Below are 17,381 nucleotides of genomic sequence, written 5' to 3' on the forward strand. Positions count from 1 at the left end.
ATAGCGTGGGACGGTGACTGACGCCCCGATCGCCGCCCGCCGTTCCACCCTCCGCACGCATCACGGCGACACGGTCGACGACCCGTACGAGTGGCTGCGCGCCAAGGACTCCCCCGAGGTCATCGCACACCTGGAGGCGGAGAACGCGCACACCGAGGCCGAGACCGCGCACCTCGCCGCGCTCCGCGAGACGCTGTTCCAGGAGATCAAGGGACGGGTTCAGGAGACCGACCTCTCGGTGCCGACACGGCGTGGAGACTGGTGGTACTACAGCCGCACCGAGGAAGGCGCGCAGTACGGCATCCACTGTCGCGCCGCCGCCGTCGAAGGCGATTGGACGCCGCCGCGTCTCGAGCCGGGGGTGCCCGTGCCCGGCGAGGTGGTGCTGCTGGACGGCAACGTCGAGGCCGAAGGGCACGAGTTCTTCTCGCTCGGCGCGTTCGACACCTCCGATGATGCGACGAAGCTGCTGTGGTCGACGGACTTCGAGGGCGACGAGCTCTACACGGTCCGCGTGCGGGACCTGCAGACGGGCGTCACGCTGGACGACGAGATCCCGAACACCGGCGGCGCGTTCTTCACCCCGGACGGCACCGGCATCCTCTACACGACCCGCGACGATGCGTGGCGCCCCGACACCCTGTGGCTGCACCGGCTCGGGACCCCGGTGTCGGACGACATCACGCTCTTCCACGAGCCCGACGAGAAGTTCTGGCTCGGCGCCGGGATCACGCGGAGCCGGCGCTACCTCGTGATCGGTGTGGGCTCCAGCATCACGAGCGAGGAGTACCTCGTCGACCTCGCCGGCGACATCACGGCGGAGCCGCGCACGGTGTGGCCGCGGCGCGAAGGCGTGGAGTACTCGCTCGAGCACGCGGTGGTGGACGGTGAGGACCGGCTCCTCATCCTGCACAACGACGACGCCCTGGACTTCGAACTCGTCTCCGTAGCGGCGGACGACCCGCAGGGCGAGCGCCGCGTCGTCGTCGCCCATCAGCCAGGACGGCGACTGCTCGGAGTGGAAGCCTTCCGCGACTTCGCCACGGTGGAGTATCGCAGCGAGGGCCTCGAGCGCGTGGGCCTCCTGGACTACGCGACCGACACGGTGGAGGAGCTGCGGTTCGACGAGCCCCTCTACTCCGCGGGGGTCAGCGGCAACCCCGAGTGGCACTCCCCCTTCCTGCGACTCGGGTACACGTCGTTCGTCACGCCGGGCACGGTGTACGAGCTCGACCTCGCGACGCGGGAACTCGTGTTGCGCAAGCAGGTGACGGTGCTCGGCGGCTACGACCCCGCCGACTACGGACAGCGTCGGGAGTGGGCCACCGCGGAGGACGGCACCCGCGTGCCGATCTCCCTCGTGTGGAAGCGCTCCTTCGGCGAGCCCGGTGCGACCACGCGTCCCGTCCACCTCTACGGCTACGGCTCGTACGAGCACTCCATCGACCCGGGCTTCTCGGTCGCACGGCTCTCGGAGCTGGACCGCGGAGTCGTGTTCGCCGTGGCGCATGTGCGCGGAGGCGGCGAGATGGGTCGGCAGTGGTACGAAGAGGGCAAGCTCCTGCACAAGCGGAACACCTTCACGGACTTCGTCGCCTGCGCCCGGCACCTCGTCGACGAGGGGACGACCACCCCGGCCCAGCTCGTCGCCGAGGGCGGCAGTGCCGGGGGCCTGCTGATGGGCGCGGTCGCCAACCTCGCCCCGGAGCTCTTCGCCGGCATCCTCGCGGGTGTGCCGTTCGTCGACGCGCTGACGACGATCCTCGACCCGTCGCTTCCCCTCACCGTGATCGAGTGGGACGAATGGGGCGACCCGCTGCACGACCCCGAGGTCTACGCGTACATGAAGTCGTACACGCCGTACGAGAACGTGCGCGACGGCGTGGAGTATCCACGGATCCTCGCGGTGACCTCGCTGAACGACACCCGCGTGCTCTACGTGGAGCCGGCCAAGTGGGTCGCCCGGCTGCGGGAGGCCGGCGCGAAGGACGTGCTGCTGAAGTGCGAGATGGTCGCGGGGCACGGCGGGGTGAGCGGACGGTACAACTCCTGGCGCGAGCGGGCGTTCGAGCTCGCCTGGCTCCTCGACACCCTCCACCTCGCCTGACCCGCGGCATCAGGCGCTCGCGCGGCATCAGGCGCCTGCGCGCTGACCTGGCCCGAACTCGCGCGCACGCCTGTGCTCACGGGGCGCGACGCCGGCACAGGCATCGGCGCGGAGTCAGGCACGCGCGGGGCATCAGGCGCCCATGCCTGTCCTGGCCTGAGCTCGCGTGATGGCCTGTGCTCACGACCGAGCACTGCTCCTGCACAGGCGGAGAGTTCCGGGAAGCACCTCCCCATCGGCGGTGGCGTGGTGAAGCGCGGCAGCGGAAGCCCGCAGGGTGGAGGGGTGACACGCACACGGGTGGAGATCCGTGGGCGGGAGGGTCACCTGCGTGAGCGCGGCGGCCCTCGCCGGATGGTGGGATGTCGGGGCCGCGGAGGTGCACGTCGCCCTCCCCCGCACCGCCTCTCGATTCGATCGCGTCGGCGTCCAGGTGCACTGCGCACAGGGGCCCGTTCCGGTGCATCCGCGGGCGGCGGTCGATCCTGTCCTAGGCGTCCTGTTCCAGGTCGCGCGATGCCGGCCGTTGATCGAGGCCCGCGCGATCTGGGAATCCGCGCTCCGCCACGGGGCCGTGGACCTGGACACCCTCGTGCGAGTCCGGTGGCGGTGCGATGCCGCGAACCGCCTCGCTCGAACCGTCCGCGGCCGGTCGGACTCCGGTCCCGAGACGGTCTTCGTCGAACGGATGCGCGCGGTCGGCATCGACGTGCGACAGCAGGTGTGGGTCGACGGCCATCCGCTCGACGGTGTCATCGGCGAACGTCTCGCCATCCAGATCGACGGCTTCCGCCACCACAGCGCCGCGGGCGACCGGCGACGCGACCTCGCTGCTGACGCAAGGCTCGCACTCCGCGGCTACACGGTCCTCCGCTTCGACTATCACCAGGTCATGGTCGATGACCGTCATGTCGAGGACACCGTCCTGGCCGCGCTCGCGCAGGGGCTCCATCGCGCAGACCATCGAGCGACGGGTCGCGGATAGCGGACCGAACACAAGCACAGGCCCTCACGGGAGTTCAGGCGAGAAAGACAGCAAGACGCCTGGAGCGGCGCGAGAGCCTGAAGCCGGGCGGTGGTCAGCCGAAGAGGGCGGCGGCCTCGTCGTAGCGGTACCGCGGCACCGTGTTCAGCTCGCCGAGAGCATCGGCGAACGGGACGCGGACGATGTCGGTGCCCTGCATCGCGACCATCTGCCCCCAGGCGCCGTCAACGATGGCGTCTGCGGCGTGCAGGCCGAGGCGGGTCGCGAGGACGCGGTCGAAGGCCGACGGCGAGCCGCCGCGCTGGATGTGGCCGAGGATCGTGGCGCGGGTCTCGATGCCCGTGATCCGCTCGATCTCAGGGGCGAGCAGGTCGCCGATGCCGCCGAGCCGCGGTCGGTTGAACGCGTCCAGACCCTTGTCGCTGTAGGCCTCGTCCATGCCGGCGAGCTTGAAGCCCTCGGAGACGACGACGAGCGGTGCACGACCGCGATCGTGGGCGCTCGTGACGAGAGCGGTGATCTCGTCCAGCGACATCGGCACCTCGGGGATGCAGATGACGTGGGCCCCGGCGGCCATCCCGGCATGCAGCGCGATCCAGCCGACGTGACGACCCATGACCTCGGCGACCATGCAGCGCTGGTGGGAGTCACCCGTGGTGCGGAGCCGGTCCATGGCGTCCGTGGCGATGTTCACGGCGGTGTCGAAGCCGAAGGAGTAATCCGTGGCCCGGAGGTCGTTGTCGATCGTCTTCGGAACGCCGAGCACCTTGATGCCGTCCTTGGCGAGACGGTCCGCCGCCGCGAGGGTGCCTTCGCCGCCGATCGCGACGATGCCGTCGATCTTGTGGCCGTAGAGCGTCTTCGCGATGTTCTCCGCACCGCCGCGCTCCCCCTCGTACGGGTTGGTGCGGCTGGTGCCGAGGATCGTGCCACCCACCTTGGACAGGCCCTTCACCTCGTGGCGGGTCAGGGGCATGAAGTCACCCTCGACGACGCCGCGCCATCCGTCGCGGATGCCGACGAACTCGAGGTCGTAGGTCGTGGTGCCCTTGAGCACGATGCCGCGGATGACCGCGTTGAGTCCGGGGCAGTCGCCGCCGCTCGTCAGGATGCCGATTTTCATGCTGCTGCCTTCGGAGGTCGAGGGATGGGGGTGAGGCGACAGTGCCTGCGATCGACACTAGCGCGCCGCCCCCTCGCGTGGCCATTCGAGCGCGTCGAAAACCCGCGATCTTCACGGCCACAGCGACCGATGTCGACGAAGTTCGCGCCGCGACAGGAACTTCCGCCTGCAGCAGCGTTAAGAACTCTTGTTCTTGACGCTCGCTCAGCGGCCGCCGAGAGCCTCGCGCAGAAGATGCATCAGCGCGGCCAGCTGCACCGACTCGCTGGCGGTCTCCTCCGTCGCCTCGCCGTCCAGCGCGCGGGCCGCGAGCCCCTGCTTCTGGTCGATGAGCTCCGCGATCTTCGTGTCGATCGTGTGGGCGGCGATGATCCGCCACGCCGTGACGGGCTCGTCCTGTCCGATGCGGTGCACGCGGTCGATGGCCTGCGTCTGCTCGGCCGCGGTCCACGACAGCTCCGCGAGCACGACGTTCGACGCCGCCTGCAGGTTGAGGCCGACGCCGGCCGCCGTGAGCGAGCACACCGCGATACCGACCTCGGGGTCGCCGTTGAAGTCGTCGATGGCCTGCTGCCGGGCTGTGTTCGTCTGGTCACCGCGGATGGACACCGCGCGGATGCCGGCCGAAGCGAAGTGCGCCTCCGCCTGGTCCATGACGTCGATGTGCTTCGCGAAGAACACGACCTTGCCGACCGAACGCTGCAGCTGCGCGGCGTAGTCCGCCGCCAGAAGCGCCTTCGCCTGACCGATGCGGCGCACCATCGTGAAGACGTTGTCTCCCCCGGTGCCGGCAGCCTTCGACTCCTCGAGCTCGTTCTGCGCGACGAGACGGACGATGTCGTCGTCGATCTCGCCCGGGGCGAGGCCGCGGTCGCCGCGTGCCTCGATGATGCGACGGTAACGGGCGGCCAGCCGCTCCCCCAGCTCGCGCTCGGCCTGGCGGATACTGCGGCCGAACTCGTCGTCGAGCTGCACGGGCAGATCGGCGATCAGCTTGTCGGGCAGATCGGCGGCGACGTCCTTCTTCTTCCGTCGCACGATGCCCATCGAGATCACCGCGTCGCGGGCTTCCGGGTAGAAGGCCTTGTCGGCAGGCGTCAGTCCCGTCGCGTCGAGCTTCTCCATGAGCTCCGGTCCGGGCTTCTCGCCGTTCGTCCAGCCGAGGAAACGCCAGATGGCGTCGAAGTCCTCGACGTCGTTGATGAGCGGGGTACCGGTGAGCGCGAGCATGAGCGGATCGTGCCCCGGCGTGCGCTCGCGCACCTGCGCGGCGAGCGAGAGCACGTTCTGCGAGCGCTGCGACGAGAGGTTCTTGATGAAGTGCGCCTCGTCGACGACCATGCCGCGCAGGCCGATCGACGCCAGCCACGACATGTGACGGTCGAGGATCTCGTAGTTCACGATGAACACGTCGGCGAAGGCGTCGATGTCATCGCCGTCGCCCTGGATGACCGTGGCACGACGCTGCGGCGTCCACCGCTCGACCTCGCGCGCCCAGTTCATCTTCACGACGTTGGGCACGACGACGAGCAGCGGATAGGCGCCGGCGACGGAGGCCGCAAGCACCGACTGCGCCGTCTTGCCGAGGCCCGGCTCGTCGGCGAGCAGGAAGCTGCGGTGCCCGGCGCGGACGGCCTCGAGGAAGCGCGACTGGTGCACCATGATCTCGCGGCCCTTGGGCGAGAGGTGATCGAACTCGGGGGCCGGGGGAAGCTCCATCGACGCCGCGGCACCGCCCGCACCCGTCTCGAATGCCTTGTACAGCGGCCCCATGAGCTCCCAGCCGTCGAGACGGCGGCGCGGCGTGCTGGCCGGACGCGGCGTCAGGTCGGGCGCCAGGAACGGGTTGGCGAGCTGGCGGGCCTCGACCGACGGCGGGGTGACCTGACGCTCCGCGATGGCCGCGGGCACCACCGACACCTGTACGGGCGCGGGGTCGGCGATGATGAGCTCCTCAGGGGGAAGCTCGGCACCGGACTCGAGCAGCCAGTCGCGACGCATCCGCTTGGCGACCGGCGAGGTGGCCTGGTCGGCCTCGAGCAGCTGGATGAGCGAGGTGTCCCGAGCGGCCGTCTTCGCGAGGATCGTCGCGACGCCGTCGAGCCGCTTGAGCAGCTCGGCGCGGGCCGCATCGGTGATCTCGGTGTCGGCCTTGACCCTGGCGCGCTCCTCGCGCACCAGGAACGCGATCACCTGGAACTTCGTGCGGTTCGTGGGGCCCAGCTTGCCGCGCTGGGACTTCGCCTCGATCTCGCGCACCTTGCGCGCGAGGATCGGGATGAGGGGTGCCTCGTCATCGCGACGGGACGTCTTCTTGCGCCGCGGGGCGGCGGTTGCCGTGGTCGGCATGCTCCTCCTGAGCCTGAAGGGCTCCGGCTCCCTCAGGGAGCCGTGAGCCGTTCTCGTCGTCCGCGTGTGGCGTGAGCCAGGACCGTGCGGACTGTGGATCGGTGTTCCCGCCGGAGCACGCGATACGTGCGGGACCGGTGGGAGCCTGATGCCATTCTATGCCATCCCGGCCCCCGGCCGCGGAAGCAGGGTGCCGCCGTGTTACACGGGTTCGTCGAGGATGGCCGCGGCCTGCGCGACGTCGGCGGCCATCTGCGTCATCAGCTTCTCGATGCCCTCGAACGCGACCATGCCGCGCAGCCGCTCGACGAACTCGACCGTCACGTCATGACCGTAGAGGTCGAGACCGGTCTCCCCCAGCACATGGGCCTCGACCTGACGCACGAGCACGTCGTCGAAGGTGGGGTTCGTTCCCACCGAGATCGCCGACGGATGCCGGATCCCCGTGTCGTGGTCGACGAGCCATCCGGCGTAGACGCCGTCGGCGGGCACGAACGCGTCGACGATCGTGGAGAGGTTCGCGGTCGGGAAGCCGAGCTCGCGTCCGCGCTTCAGACCGTGGACCACGACGCCGCGCACGTCGGGATACCGTCCGAGCGCGCGAGTGGCCTCGGCGACATCCCCCGCCATCAACAGCTCGCGGATCCAGCTCGACGAGACCCGTCGGCTGGAACCCGGAAGGTAGACGTCGTCCACGACCTCGACCGTGAAGCCGTAGCGGGGGCCGAGTGCGCGCAGCAGCTCGGGCGTTCCTGCACCCCGGTGCCCGAAGCGGAAGTCGGCACCGACGAGCACGGTGGACACGTGCAGCGCGCCGACGAGGATGTCGACGACGAAGTCCTCGGCGCTGCGGGCGGCGAGCGTCTCGTCGAACGTGAGCACGAGCGTCGCGTCGAGTCCGAGCTCGCTGAGGAGTTCCAGCTTGCGGTCGACGGTCACGACGTTCTCGGGGCACCGGTCCGGACGGATCACGGCGAGCGGGTTGCGGTCGAACGTCACCGCGACGGCACGGCTCCCCGAGGCTGCGGCGGCCTCCTCCAGACGGCGGATGACCGCCCGGTGCCCCTCGTGCACGCCGTCGAACTTCCCGATGGCGACGGCGCTGGGGCCGTAGCCGTCCGGGACCTCGTCCGGATTCCGGAACACGATCACGCGGCGACCTCGACCGGACGCGTGGCCTCGACGGGCCGGTGCGTGCGGAGCCACCAGATCCCGAAGACCGGGAGGACGAGAGGGATGAAGAGGTAGCCGCGCCCGAACAGCGACCACACGGTCTCGTGCTGGAAGAGCTCGGGGAGGACGAGGCTGAGCACGCCGACGACCAGGACACCGGTGAGCTCGAAGACGATCGCGACCCAGGCGACGGTGTACCAGCCCCGACGCCGCGCGAAGACGAGCGCGAGCGTCGCCAGGACGTACACGACCGCGGCCAGGGCAGACAGCGTGTAGGCCAGCGGGGCCTCGTCGAATCGACGGACGATCTGCACGAAGCTGCGCCCGGTGGCCGCCAGCGCCATCACGGCGTAGACGATCACCAGGACACGACCGATACCGGTCATCCGGGTGGAGGGGGCGGTGGAGCTCATAGCGCATTCCATCCTAGAGCCGGGTGAGCCGCCCGGCGTCCGCTCCCGGCCCGCGCTCAGGCGACCTGGATCGTCCAGATGACCTGCATGCGCCACAGCATGATCGCGATCGCGAGGGCGGCCACGCCGAGAACGACAGTGCTCCACCGGCTGCGCTCCATGAGGGCCCAGAGCACCGCACCGATCGGGAGCAGAGCTGCCGAGACGAGATACACCCAGAACTCCAGCAGGTCCCCGGTCGGCGGATTCCCCGCGAGGGGCGCGACGATGGCGACCACGACCTGCACGAGCAGCAGCACCTCGACGAGCGCGAGTGCGCCCACCGAGAAGTCGCTGGGGCGCCGACCGGCGAACCCGGCACCGAGGCAGAAGAGCCCGGCGGCGACGGCGACGACGATCTCCACGATCGTGAACCACAGGATCATCGGGAGACCTCCGGCATGTTCATGGCGCTCTTCACATCGGCGCCGCGCTTCTCGACGATCCCCACCAGCGCGCCGTCGTCCTCGATGGCCGCGGCGAGCGGACCGTCCAGACGCACCGCCTGCCCCGCCAGACGCTTGCCGTGGCGCAGATCGCGAGCCTCGTCCGCCGTGACGGGGAGGACGGGGAGGACGCGAGCGGCGGCCTCGCCGGGGGTGAGCACGGGAGCGGTGTCGAGCGCGTCGATCGACACCGCGTCGCGCACGTCGAACGGGCCGACGCGGGTGCGGCGGAGCGCCGTCAGGTGACCGCCGACGCCGAGGGCAGCGCCCAGATCGCGGGCGAGCGAGCGGATGTAGGTGCCGGACGAGCAGTCCACCACGACATCGAGGTCGAGGGCGTGGTCGTCGCGGCGACGGGCGAGGACATCGAACCGGGAGACGACGACCTCCCGCGGCTCGAGGACGACCTTCTCCCCCGCACGGACCCGGTCGTACGCGCGACGACCGTCGACCTTGATCGCCGACACCGCGCTAGGGACCTGGGAGATCGCGCCCGTCAGCGCGGCCACCCCGGCATCGATCGCCGCGTCCTCGACCGCGACGAGGGCGGCGGGGTCCGCAGTGTGGAGGATCCCGCCCTCCGCGTCGTCCGTGGATGTGGCGGCACCGAGCCGGATGGTCGCCTCGTAGGTCTTGTCGGCGCCCACGATGTACGTGAGGAGGCGGGTCGCACCCTCGATGCCGATGACGAGCAGCCCCGTGGCCATCGGGTCGAGAGTCCCGGCGTGGCCGACCTTGCGGGTCCCGAAGGCCCGTCGGGTGCGGGCGACCACGTCGTGACTGGTCAGCCCGCCGGGCTTGTCGACGAGGAGGATACCGGGGGTCGCCATCCCTCCAGCCTACCGAGGCCGAGAGCGGCGACCGCTCGCCTAGGCTGGAGGGATGGCCGCGCCCGCACCGTCCCCTGCGACGTTGACGCCCCTGCTCGGCTGGTACGCCGAGGCGGCGCGCGACCTCCCATGGCGCCGGCCGGACTTCCATGCCACGTTCGGCGCCTGGGGCGTCCTGGTGAGTGAGTTCATGCTGCAGCAGACACCCGTGACCCGGGTGATCCCGCATCTCGACGCGTGGCTGACACGGTGGCCCACGCCCCGCGCGATGGCGACAGCGTCCACGGCGGAGGTCGTGCACCAGTGGGCGAACCTCGGCTATCCGCGGCGGGCCCTGTGGCTGCACCGCGCCGCCATCGAGGTGGTCGAGCGGCACGGAGGCGTCGTGCCGCGCGACGTCGACGCCCTCCTCGCCCTCTCCGGCATCGGCGACTACACCGCCCGTGCCGTGGCGGTCTTCGCGTACGGCGACCGTCATCCCGTCGTCGACACCAATACACGGCGCGTCCTGGCACGAGCCGTCGATGGACGGGCACAACCGGGGCCACCATCCCGCCGCGACCTCGCTCTCATGTCCTCCCTGCTTCCCGAGGGGGTGACTGAGGCGAGCGTCCTCAACGCCGCGGCGATGGAACTCGGCGCGACGATCTGCACGTCGCGCGCGCCCCGGTGTGAGCGCTGCCCGCTGGCTGACACCTGCGCGTGGCTCGCAGCCGGCCGACCCGATACCGGAGACGAGCGACGGCGACAGGCCACGTTCGAGGGGTCGGACCGGCAGGCCCGCGGCGCCGTGCTCCGGCTCCTGCGCGACGCGGCCCCCGAGCCGGTTCCCCTCGCGGCGGTCCTTCCGGCATGGCCCGACCTGCGTCAGCGGGATCGGGCGATCGATTCCCTGATCGCCGACGGACTCGCGGAAGCGGACGGGGAGGGCCTCTCGCTGCCGCGGTGAGCGCTGCTCAGAAGTACTGCTCGGTCCGGTGCGCCAACACGGTCAGCTCGACACGATTGCGCACGTGCAGCTTCGCGAACACGCGTCCGAGATGCACCTCGACCGTCCGGATCGCACCGACAGGCGCTCCGCGATCGCGCGGTTCCCCGTGCCTTCGACGGCGAGCATCGCGACCTCCAACTCCCGCGACGTCAGCCGCTGCGCCCAGGCGCTCCGGCACACGGGGAGATGCGCGCCGCCCGTGACGTGCGGGTCGCTCTCCAGCCGCTGCAGACGCCGGCGGACGGCACGCCCCCACGCGCTCGCCCCGGCGGCCTCGAACAGTCTCTCGGCCTGCGCAAGGTGACTGCGGGCCGCGATCGGATCCCCGTGCAGCCCGGACCTGACCCCGAGCAGCGTCTCGACACGGCCGCGGGCGAAGGGCGACCGAAGCCGTCGTGCCGCCTCTCGCAGGGCCTCCTGCTCCGTGCGCCAGGCACCGTCGCCGGACGGCGCGACGGCGTGACGCAGGGCGTCGGCGAACTCCGTCTCCGGTGGGCGCACCGCCGGTGACGCCCGTCCGGCCTCGGGGACGAGCACGACCTCCTCCACCCCCGGCACCGCGAAGCGCGCCTGCGGCTCCCCGCGATCCCGCCACAGCCCGATCGCACCGGCGGCCGCCTCGAAGGAGCCGTTCAGGAACGCCTCGACAGCGCGGTCCACCAGTACGTCCATGTCTGCGGCCGGAGGGAGCACGGCGGTGAGAGCCCTGGCGATCGGGCTGAAAGCGCCGAGGACCGCGAGATCGAGCCGCCGCGCCAGCACCACGCCGAGTCCCGCGAACGGGATCGCGACGGGGAGCTCGACCGCTGCCCGCCGCAGCAGCAGCCGGGCGCGACCGATGTCTCCCCGCCAGACCAGAAGCAGCACCTCGGTGACGGCCCGGTAGGCCCGGCCCAGTGGGCTGTGCTCGAAACCGGGGATCATCGGATCGCGCTCCCCCACCCCGGGGAGATCCGCGGTCTGCAGCAGCCGCAGGCCCTCGTCGATGTCGCCGCCGCACGCGGCATGCAGAGCCCCCGACACGGCGCCCAGCAGCCCGCCGGTTCCTGGCACGTCACCCGTGACGACCTCCCCGGCGAGGAGGCCGCACAGCGTCTCGACCGCGTCCCGCAGGAGGCCGTCCCCGCCGACGCGCGAGGCCCCGTCACGGACCTCGGCGAGCCAGCGGCGCCCCGCCCTGCGGTCGCCGCGCTCCGCGCACAGGAACGCCAGGAGCGCCGCGGACCGCGCCCAGGAGTCGCCGTCCGCCGTACGCAGCGGAGCGAGCCGCTGCGGATCGACGGCCGGCACCGCTCCGTACCGGAACGTGCGGGCGACGAGGAACGGTCCGAGCGCTCGCCCCCGACGGTGCTCGGCGGCGCCGCAGACGAGGCTTCCCAACCATTCCTCGGCATCCGCCGCATGACCGCATGCGAGCGCCGCGCACCCGGCGAGCACTCGCGCTTCCTCGCCGATGTCGCCGGCCGCGTGCTTCGCGGCCTCGGCGGCGAGCAGCAGTACGCGTTCCTGGCGTCTCTCTGCGGCAGCGGCGCGGGCACCTGCCGTCAGCACCGCTGCGGACCGTTGATCGCGGACGGCGCCCCCACGCGCGCGATGCCAGGCCGCAGCCACCCGATCTCGCCGCCCGACGGCGACCGCGGCCAGGCGCGCGTGCGTGTGCGCGACCTCAGCCGCAGAGGCGGCCGCGTGCACTCCCGTCTCCATCCGGGGGTCGGCGAACCGGACGCGTCCCGCGTGGATCACCAGGTGCGGTGCGGCGCCGCTCGCCCGCACCTCCTCCACGCCGCGCCCGTCCACCGCGAGAACCGGATAGAGGTCATCCTCGAACGCCAACGCCACGGTGAGCAGCAGCAGCCGGTCCGGGGTCGACAGCATGCCGAGAGGGACGGCATCGGCGGCGGACGGCAGCGGCCACGGCAGCCGGCCGAGACCTCGCCGCTGCTCCGGTGTGAGGCGGGCCGCCACCGCCATGACGGCAGCCTGATCCTCCGGAAGCGCGGCGACGAGCCGCGCGGCCACGTGCGGGGCGCACGCGAGCTCCCGAGCCCGAAGCTCGTCCAGCAGCGCCTCGACGTCGCCGGGCGCGACGGACGACCCCGCAGGCGCGTTCCGAGACTCGATGTCGATCCCCCCAGATCCACCGGTTGTCCCGCCGCGGACCTGAGGGTATCAGACGGGATCAGTCCTCGTCGTCGTCCGCACGGTAGGGATCGGCCTCACCGGCGTGGGTCGCGGAAGAGGCCAGCTTGGCGACCTCCGCGTCCCGCTCCTGCGCCTCACGGAGCAGGGCGGTGATGTGATCCGCGTTCTCCGGGAGGGCGTCCGGGATGAACTCGAGCGTGGGGACGAGTCGCGTGCTGAGCTGTCGACCGACCTCGCTGCGCAGCATTCCGGTCGCGGACGTGAGCGCGGCGCCGCTGGCGAGGCGCTCCTCTTCCGTACCGAGCACCGTGTAGAACACGGAAGCGTGCTGCAGGTCGCCGCTCACGCGGACGTCGGTGATGGTCACGAAGCCGAGACGCGGGTCGCGCAGCCCCTTCTCCAAGCGCTCGGCGAGGATCACGCGGATGCGATCCGCGAGTCGGGCCTGTCGTTCACCAGCCATTGTTCCTTCTCCCACCTCTGTGCATCGCGGTTCCCAGCGAGCCGCGGAGGCGGCTGCCCCCTCCCCCGTCACGGGAGGAGGAGGCAGCCGCCGGAGCCGTGCGGATCAGCCGCGCGGCTTCTCCACCATCTCGGTCGTCTCGATCTCGTCGCCGATCTGAATGTCGTTGTACTTGCCGAGGCCGATACCGGCCTCGTAGTCCGTCCGCACCTCGGTGACGTCGTCCTTGAACCGGCGCAGCGACTCGATGGCGAGGCCATCGGCGATGACGACGCCGTCTCGGATGACACGGGCCTTCGCGTTGCGCGTGATCGTCCCGGACCGCACGATGACACCGGCGATGTTGCCGAACTTCGAGGAGCGGAACACCTCGCGGATCTCGGCGACACCCGACTGGACCTCTTCGTACTCCGGCTTGAGCATGCCCTTGAGCGAGCTCTCGATCTCGTCGATCGCGTTGTAGATGACGGAGTAGAAGCGGATGTCCACGCCCTCACGCTGAGCACGCTCGCGCGCCTTCGTGTCGGGGCGGACGTTGAAGCCCACGATGATCGCGTTGTCGATCGTCGCCAGGTTCACGTCGGACTCGGTGATCGCACCGACACCGCGGTGGATGATGCGCAGCTGCACCGAATCGTCGACCTCGATCTTGAGGAGGGACTCCTCCAGCGCCTCGACGGCACCGGAGACGTCACCCTTGATGATGAGGTTGAGCGACTCGACCTTGCCCTCTTCGAGAGCACGGGTGAAGTCCTCGAGCGAGATGCGCTTGCGGGCCTTGGCCAGCTGGGCGTTGCGCTCGACGGCTTCGCGCTTCTCCGCGATCTGACGCGCCATGCGGTCTTCCTCGGTGACGATGAAGACGTCGCCGGCGCGCGGCACGGAGTTCAGACCCTGCACCTGGACCGGTCGGGACGGCGCAGCCGCCTCGACGACCTCGCCGTTCTCGTCGATCATCGCGCGGACGCGGCCGTAGGCGGTGCCCGCCACGATCGCATCGCCGACCCGGAGGGTTCCGGACTGGATCAGCACCGTCGCGACCGAACCGCGGCCCTTGTCGAGCTTCGCCTCGATGGCGACACCGCGAGCGGCCTTGTTCGGGTTGGCGGTCAGGTCGAGACCGGCGTCCGCCGTGAGCAGCACCGCGTCCAGGAGCTCCTGGATGCCGGTGTTGGCACGGGCCGACACGTCGACGAACATGACGTCGCCGCCGTACTCCTCGGCGACCAGACCGTACTCGGTGAGCTGCTGACGCACCTTGGCCGGGTTGGCCTCGGGCTTGTCGACCTTGTTCACCGCGACCACGATCGGCACGTTCGCCGCCTGGGCGTGGTTCAGCGCCTCGACCGTCTGCGGCATGATGCCGTCGTCGGCCGCGACCACGAGGATCGCGAGGTCGGTGACCTGCGCACCACGGGCACGCATGGCGGTGAACGCCTCGTGACCCGGGGTGTCGATGAACGTGATCGCCCGCTCGATGCCGTCGTGCTCGGTCCAGACCTGGTAGGCACCGATGTGCTGGGTGATGCCGCCGGCCTCACCCTCGATGACGTTGGTCTGACGGATCGCGTCGAGGAGGCGCGTCTTACCGTGGTCGACGTGACCCATGACGGTGACGACCGGGGGACGGATCTCGAGGTCGTCCTCGCTCTCCTCCTCCAGCTCCTTCTCGAGGTCGAGACCGAAGCCCTCGAGGAGCTCCTTGTCCTCGTCCTCGGGCGAGACCATCTGGACCTTGTAGCCCAGCTCCTCACCGAGGACCTCGAACGTGGCCTCATCCAGCGACTCGGTGGCCGTGGCCATCTCGCCGAGGTTGAAGAGGATCGTGACGAGGGTGCCCGGCTGCACCGTGTAGCCGGTCAGGGCCTCGATCTTGTCGGCGAAGTCCGCGATGGACGCACCGCGACGCATGCGGATGATCTCCCCGTTGCCGCGGGTGACGTTGACGCCACCGACGACCGGGGCGCTCCGCATCTCGAACTCTTGCCGCTTCGCCCGCCGCGACTTGCGCTGCTTGCTCTTGCCGCCGCCCTTACCGAAGGCACCGGCGGTACCACCACCGGGACCACGGCCACGGCCACCGCCGCCACCCGGACGACCGGCGAAACCGCCACCGGGACGGGGACCCGCACCGGGACCGCCACCGCCGCCGGGGCGACCGGGACCGCCCGTACGCTGCTGGAACGGAGCACCGGGACGACCACCCTGTCCGCCGCGGGGAGCACCGGGACGCGGCGAGCCGGGACGCGGGGCACCCGGGCGCGGAGCACCGGGGCGCGGCGCCTGCGGACGCGGGATGTTGCCGGGGGTCGGCCGCTGACCCATCCCCTGCGCCGAGGCGAAGGGGTTGTTGCCGGGACGAGGGCCGGCGGGACGCTGGCCCATGCCCTGAGCGGACGAGAACGGGTTGTTGCCGGGACGGGGCGCGCCGGGCTTCGGCGCGTTGCCGTCACCGGAGGACGGCGCGGCCGGGGCCGGAGCCGCGGGCTTCGCGGGCGCCGACGGTGCCGGAGCCTTCTCCGCCTCGGGGGCGGGCGCCGGTGCCGGGGCGGCCGGAGCCGCAGGACCCGGCTTGGGTCCGGGCTTCGGGCCAGGGGTGGGCGCCGAGGACTTCGGTGCCGGCTTCGCGGCGGGCTTCGCCGCAGCGGGCTCGGACCCGGCCTTGAGGGACGGGTCGGCCTCGATCGCGGCGCGCAGCTTGCGCGCCACCGGGGGCTCGACCGTCGAGGACGGGCTCTTCACGAACTCGCCGAGTTCCTTGAGCTTCGCAAGTGCGACCTTGCTGTCGACGCCGAGTTCGGCGGCGATCTCATGTACGCGTGGTTTACCAGCCACAATTCTCCTGTCTGGGTCGGTCTGCCCAGACAGGGCAGACCACTAGTCGCGGACGGGTCTCATTTCGAGCCGTTCACTTTGTTTCCATAGCTGTTCAGCCTTTGTTTCTTGGTGGGTGCTGTTCGAAGGTCCGTGTGTCCAGCTGAGTGGTCACACGCAGTGCTCTTCCGAAAGCTCGACGCCGCAGAGCGGCTTCCATGCACTCGGGTGTCGGATGCACCCACGCGCCGCGCCCCGGCAGGACAGCACGCTCATCGGGGATGAGGGTGTCGTTCTGGGCAACCACCCTGAGCAGAGTGGAGCGGGGAGCACGCGTGCGGCAACCGACGCACGTTCGTACGGGTTCCATCTTACACCTGCGTTCCGTCCGTCCTCGCCGCCACCGGGCGTGGCGTCGAGGACGGACCGGGATCAGTCGAGGACGCTGTCCGGCTGGATGTCGATCTTCGCACCCGTGAGCTTGGCGGCCAGACGCGCGTTCTGACCCTCCTTGCCGATCGCGAGCGACAGCTGGTAGTCGGGCACGAGGGCGCGGACGGCCTTGGTGCTCGCGTCGAGGACGAACGAGCTCGTGACCTTGGCGGGCGACAGCGCGTGCGCCACGAACGTCGGCAGGTCGGCGTCGTAGTCGACGATGTCGATCTTCTCCCCCGCGAGCTCCTCCGTGACGGCTCGCACACGGCGCCCCATCTCACCGATGCACGCCCCCTTGGCGTTGATCGCCGGGTCGTTGGCCTTCACCGCGATCTTGGTGCGGTGGCCCGCCTCACGCGCGAGCGCGACGATCTCGACGAGTCCGGCGGCGATCTCCGGCACCTCGAGGGCGAAGAGCTTGCGGACGAGGCCGGGGTGCGTGCGCGACACGGTGATCTGCGGACCCTTGAGCCCCTTGGCGACGCTGGTGACGTAGACGCGCAGACGGGACCCGTGCGTGTACTCCTCGCCGGGCACCTGCTCCTCGGGCGGGAGGATCGCCTCGACGGAGCCGAGGTCGACGTGGATCATGCGCGGGTTGGGCCCCTGCTGGATCACGCCGGCGACGATGTCGCCCTCCTTGCCCTTGAACTCGCCGAGGACGGCATCGTCGGCGATGTCCCGGAGGCGCTGGCTGATGACCTGCTTGGCGGCGAACGCGGCGATGCGCCCGAAGTCGTCGGGCGTCGCCTCCTCTTCGCCGATGATCGCACCCTCGTCGTCGCGGACGACCTGGAGGACGGCGACGTGGCCGGTCTTGCGGTCGAGGTGCACGCGGACGCCCTCCGGCGCGGCACCCTCGGGCGAGACGTGCTTGGAGTACGCGGTCAGGATCGCCTGCTCGATGATCGCGACGAGCTCGTCGAACGGGATCGCCTTCTCCTTCTCGATCCCTCGCAGCAGACTCAGTTCGATGTCCATGACGGCCTCCCTATTCAGCTCTCGTCGCGCCCGAATGCACGCGCGACATCCGTACCACGATACCGTGTGCCGCGCCCCCGGGCCATCCGC

Annotated in this window: 14 protein-coding genes; 3 read left to right on the top strand and 11 right to left on the bottom strand. The window is 70.8% G+C overall.

All coding sequences use genetic code 11. The annotated features are described in order from the left end of the window. The first annotated feature begins 13 nt into the window (after positions 1-13). The gene (locus AB0P08_RS09215; RefSeq protein ID WP_363589499.1) at positions 14-2,107 is read left to right on the top strand and encodes a S9 family peptidase; all 2,094 of its coding nucleotides are present in this window, start codon (positions 14-16) and stop codon (positions 2,105-2,107) included. Between the two features lie 331 nt (positions 2,108-2,438). Next, positions 2,439-3,092 (top strand): endonuclease domain-containing protein, encoded by a 654-nt coding sequence (locus tag AB0P08_RS09220; RefSeq protein WP_363589501.1) that lies wholly within the window; start codon positions 2,439-2,441, stop codon positions 3,090-3,092. 94 nt (positions 3,093-3,186) lie between these two features. Here the strand turns inward: AB0P08_RS09220 and AB0P08_RS09225 are convergent, their stop codons facing one another. From AB0P08_RS09225 to truB, 6 genes are all read right to left on the bottom strand, one after another. Continuing rightward, the gene (locus AB0P08_RS09225; protein ID WP_187663854.1) at positions 3,187-4,215 is read right to left on the bottom strand and encodes a 6-phosphofructokinase; all 1,029 of its coding nucleotides are present in this window, start codon (positions 4,213-4,215) and stop codon (positions 3,187-3,189) included. Positions 4,216-4,419: 204 nt separating this feature from the next. Then, the gene (locus tag AB0P08_RS09230) at positions 4,420-6,564 is read right to left on the bottom strand and encodes a DEAD/DEAH box helicase (RefSeq protein WP_187663853.1); all 2,145 of its coding nucleotides are present in this window, start codon (positions 6,562-6,564) and stop codon (positions 4,420-4,422) included. A 201-nt stretch (positions 6,565-6,765) separates the two neighbouring features. Continuing rightward, a complete protein-coding gene (locus tag AB0P08_RS09235; protein WP_268776453.1) occupies positions 6,766-7,716 on the bottom strand; it encodes a bifunctional riboflavin kinase/FAD synthetase in 951 nt (316 codons plus the stop codon). Beyond that, entirely contained in the window at positions 7,713-8,150 is a 438-nt protein-coding gene (locus tag AB0P08_RS09240) for a hypothetical protein (RefSeq protein ID WP_268776454.1), read from the bottom strand. The genes AB0P08_RS09235 and AB0P08_RS09240 overlap by 4 nt, the downstream gene beginning before the upstream one ends. Positions 8,151-8,206: 56 nt before the next feature. Continuing rightward, entirely contained in the window at positions 8,207-8,575 is a 369-nt protein-coding gene (locus AB0P08_RS09245; protein ID WP_363589503.1) for a hypothetical protein, read from the bottom strand. Continuing rightward, positions 8,572-9,465 carry a tRNA pseudouridine(55) synthase TruB gene (gene truB, locus AB0P08_RS09250; protein WP_363589505.1) on the bottom strand — a complete coding sequence of 298 codons (894 nt, stop codon included), beginning with the start codon at positions 9,463-9,465 and terminating at the stop codon, positions 8,572-8,574. The genes AB0P08_RS09245 and truB overlap by 4 nt, the downstream gene beginning before the upstream one ends. Positions 9,466-9,517: 52 nt before the next feature. Between truB and AB0P08_RS09255 the strand changes: the two genes are divergently transcribed. Then, complete coding sequence (locus AB0P08_RS09255) at positions 9,518-10,414, top strand: iron-sulfur binding domain-containing protein (RefSeq protein ID WP_363589507.1); 897 nt, start codon at positions 9,518-9,520, stop codon at positions 10,412-10,414. Positions 10,415-10,456: 42 nt separating this feature from the next. Here AB0P08_RS09255 and AB0P08_RS17045 read toward each other — a convergent pair whose 3' ends face one another. The 5 genes from AB0P08_RS17045 to nusA form a co-directional block, all read right to left on the bottom strand. Further along, complete coding sequence (locus AB0P08_RS17045; protein ID WP_522727306.1) at positions 10,457-12,475, bottom strand: hypothetical protein; 2,019 nt, start codon at positions 12,473-12,475, stop codon at positions 10,457-10,459. A gap of 160 nt (positions 12,476-12,635) precedes the next feature. Then, positions 12,636-13,061, bottom strand: a complete 426-nt coding sequence (rbfA, locus tag AB0P08_RS09265; RefSeq protein ID WP_187663847.1) for a 30S ribosome-binding factor RbfA — start codon at positions 13,059-13,061, stop codon at positions 12,636-12,638. A 105-nt stretch (positions 13,062-13,166) separates the two neighbouring features. Then, positions 13,167-15,896, bottom strand: a complete 2,730-nt coding sequence (gene infB, locus AB0P08_RS09270; RefSeq protein ID WP_187663846.1) for a translation initiation factor IF-2 — start codon at positions 15,894-15,896, stop codon at positions 13,167-13,169. A gap of 94 nt (positions 15,897-15,990) precedes the next feature. Then, the gene (locus AB0P08_RS09275) at positions 15,991-16,245 is read right to left on the bottom strand and encodes a YlxR family protein (protein ID WP_083391685.1); all 255 of its coding nucleotides are present in this window, start codon (positions 16,243-16,245) and stop codon (positions 15,991-15,993) included. 62 nt (positions 16,246-16,307) lie between these two features. After that, entirely contained in the window at positions 16,308-17,291 is a 984-nt protein-coding gene (nusA, locus tag AB0P08_RS09280) for a transcription termination factor NusA (RefSeq protein WP_187663844.1), read from the bottom strand. Positions 17,292-17,381: the final 90 nt, after the last annotated feature.

This window comes from Microbacterium meiriae, from assembly GCF_040686935.1.
Taxonomy (GTDB): domain Bacteria; phylum Actinomycetota; class Actinomycetes; order Actinomycetales; family Microbacteriaceae; genus Microbacterium; species Microbacterium meiriae.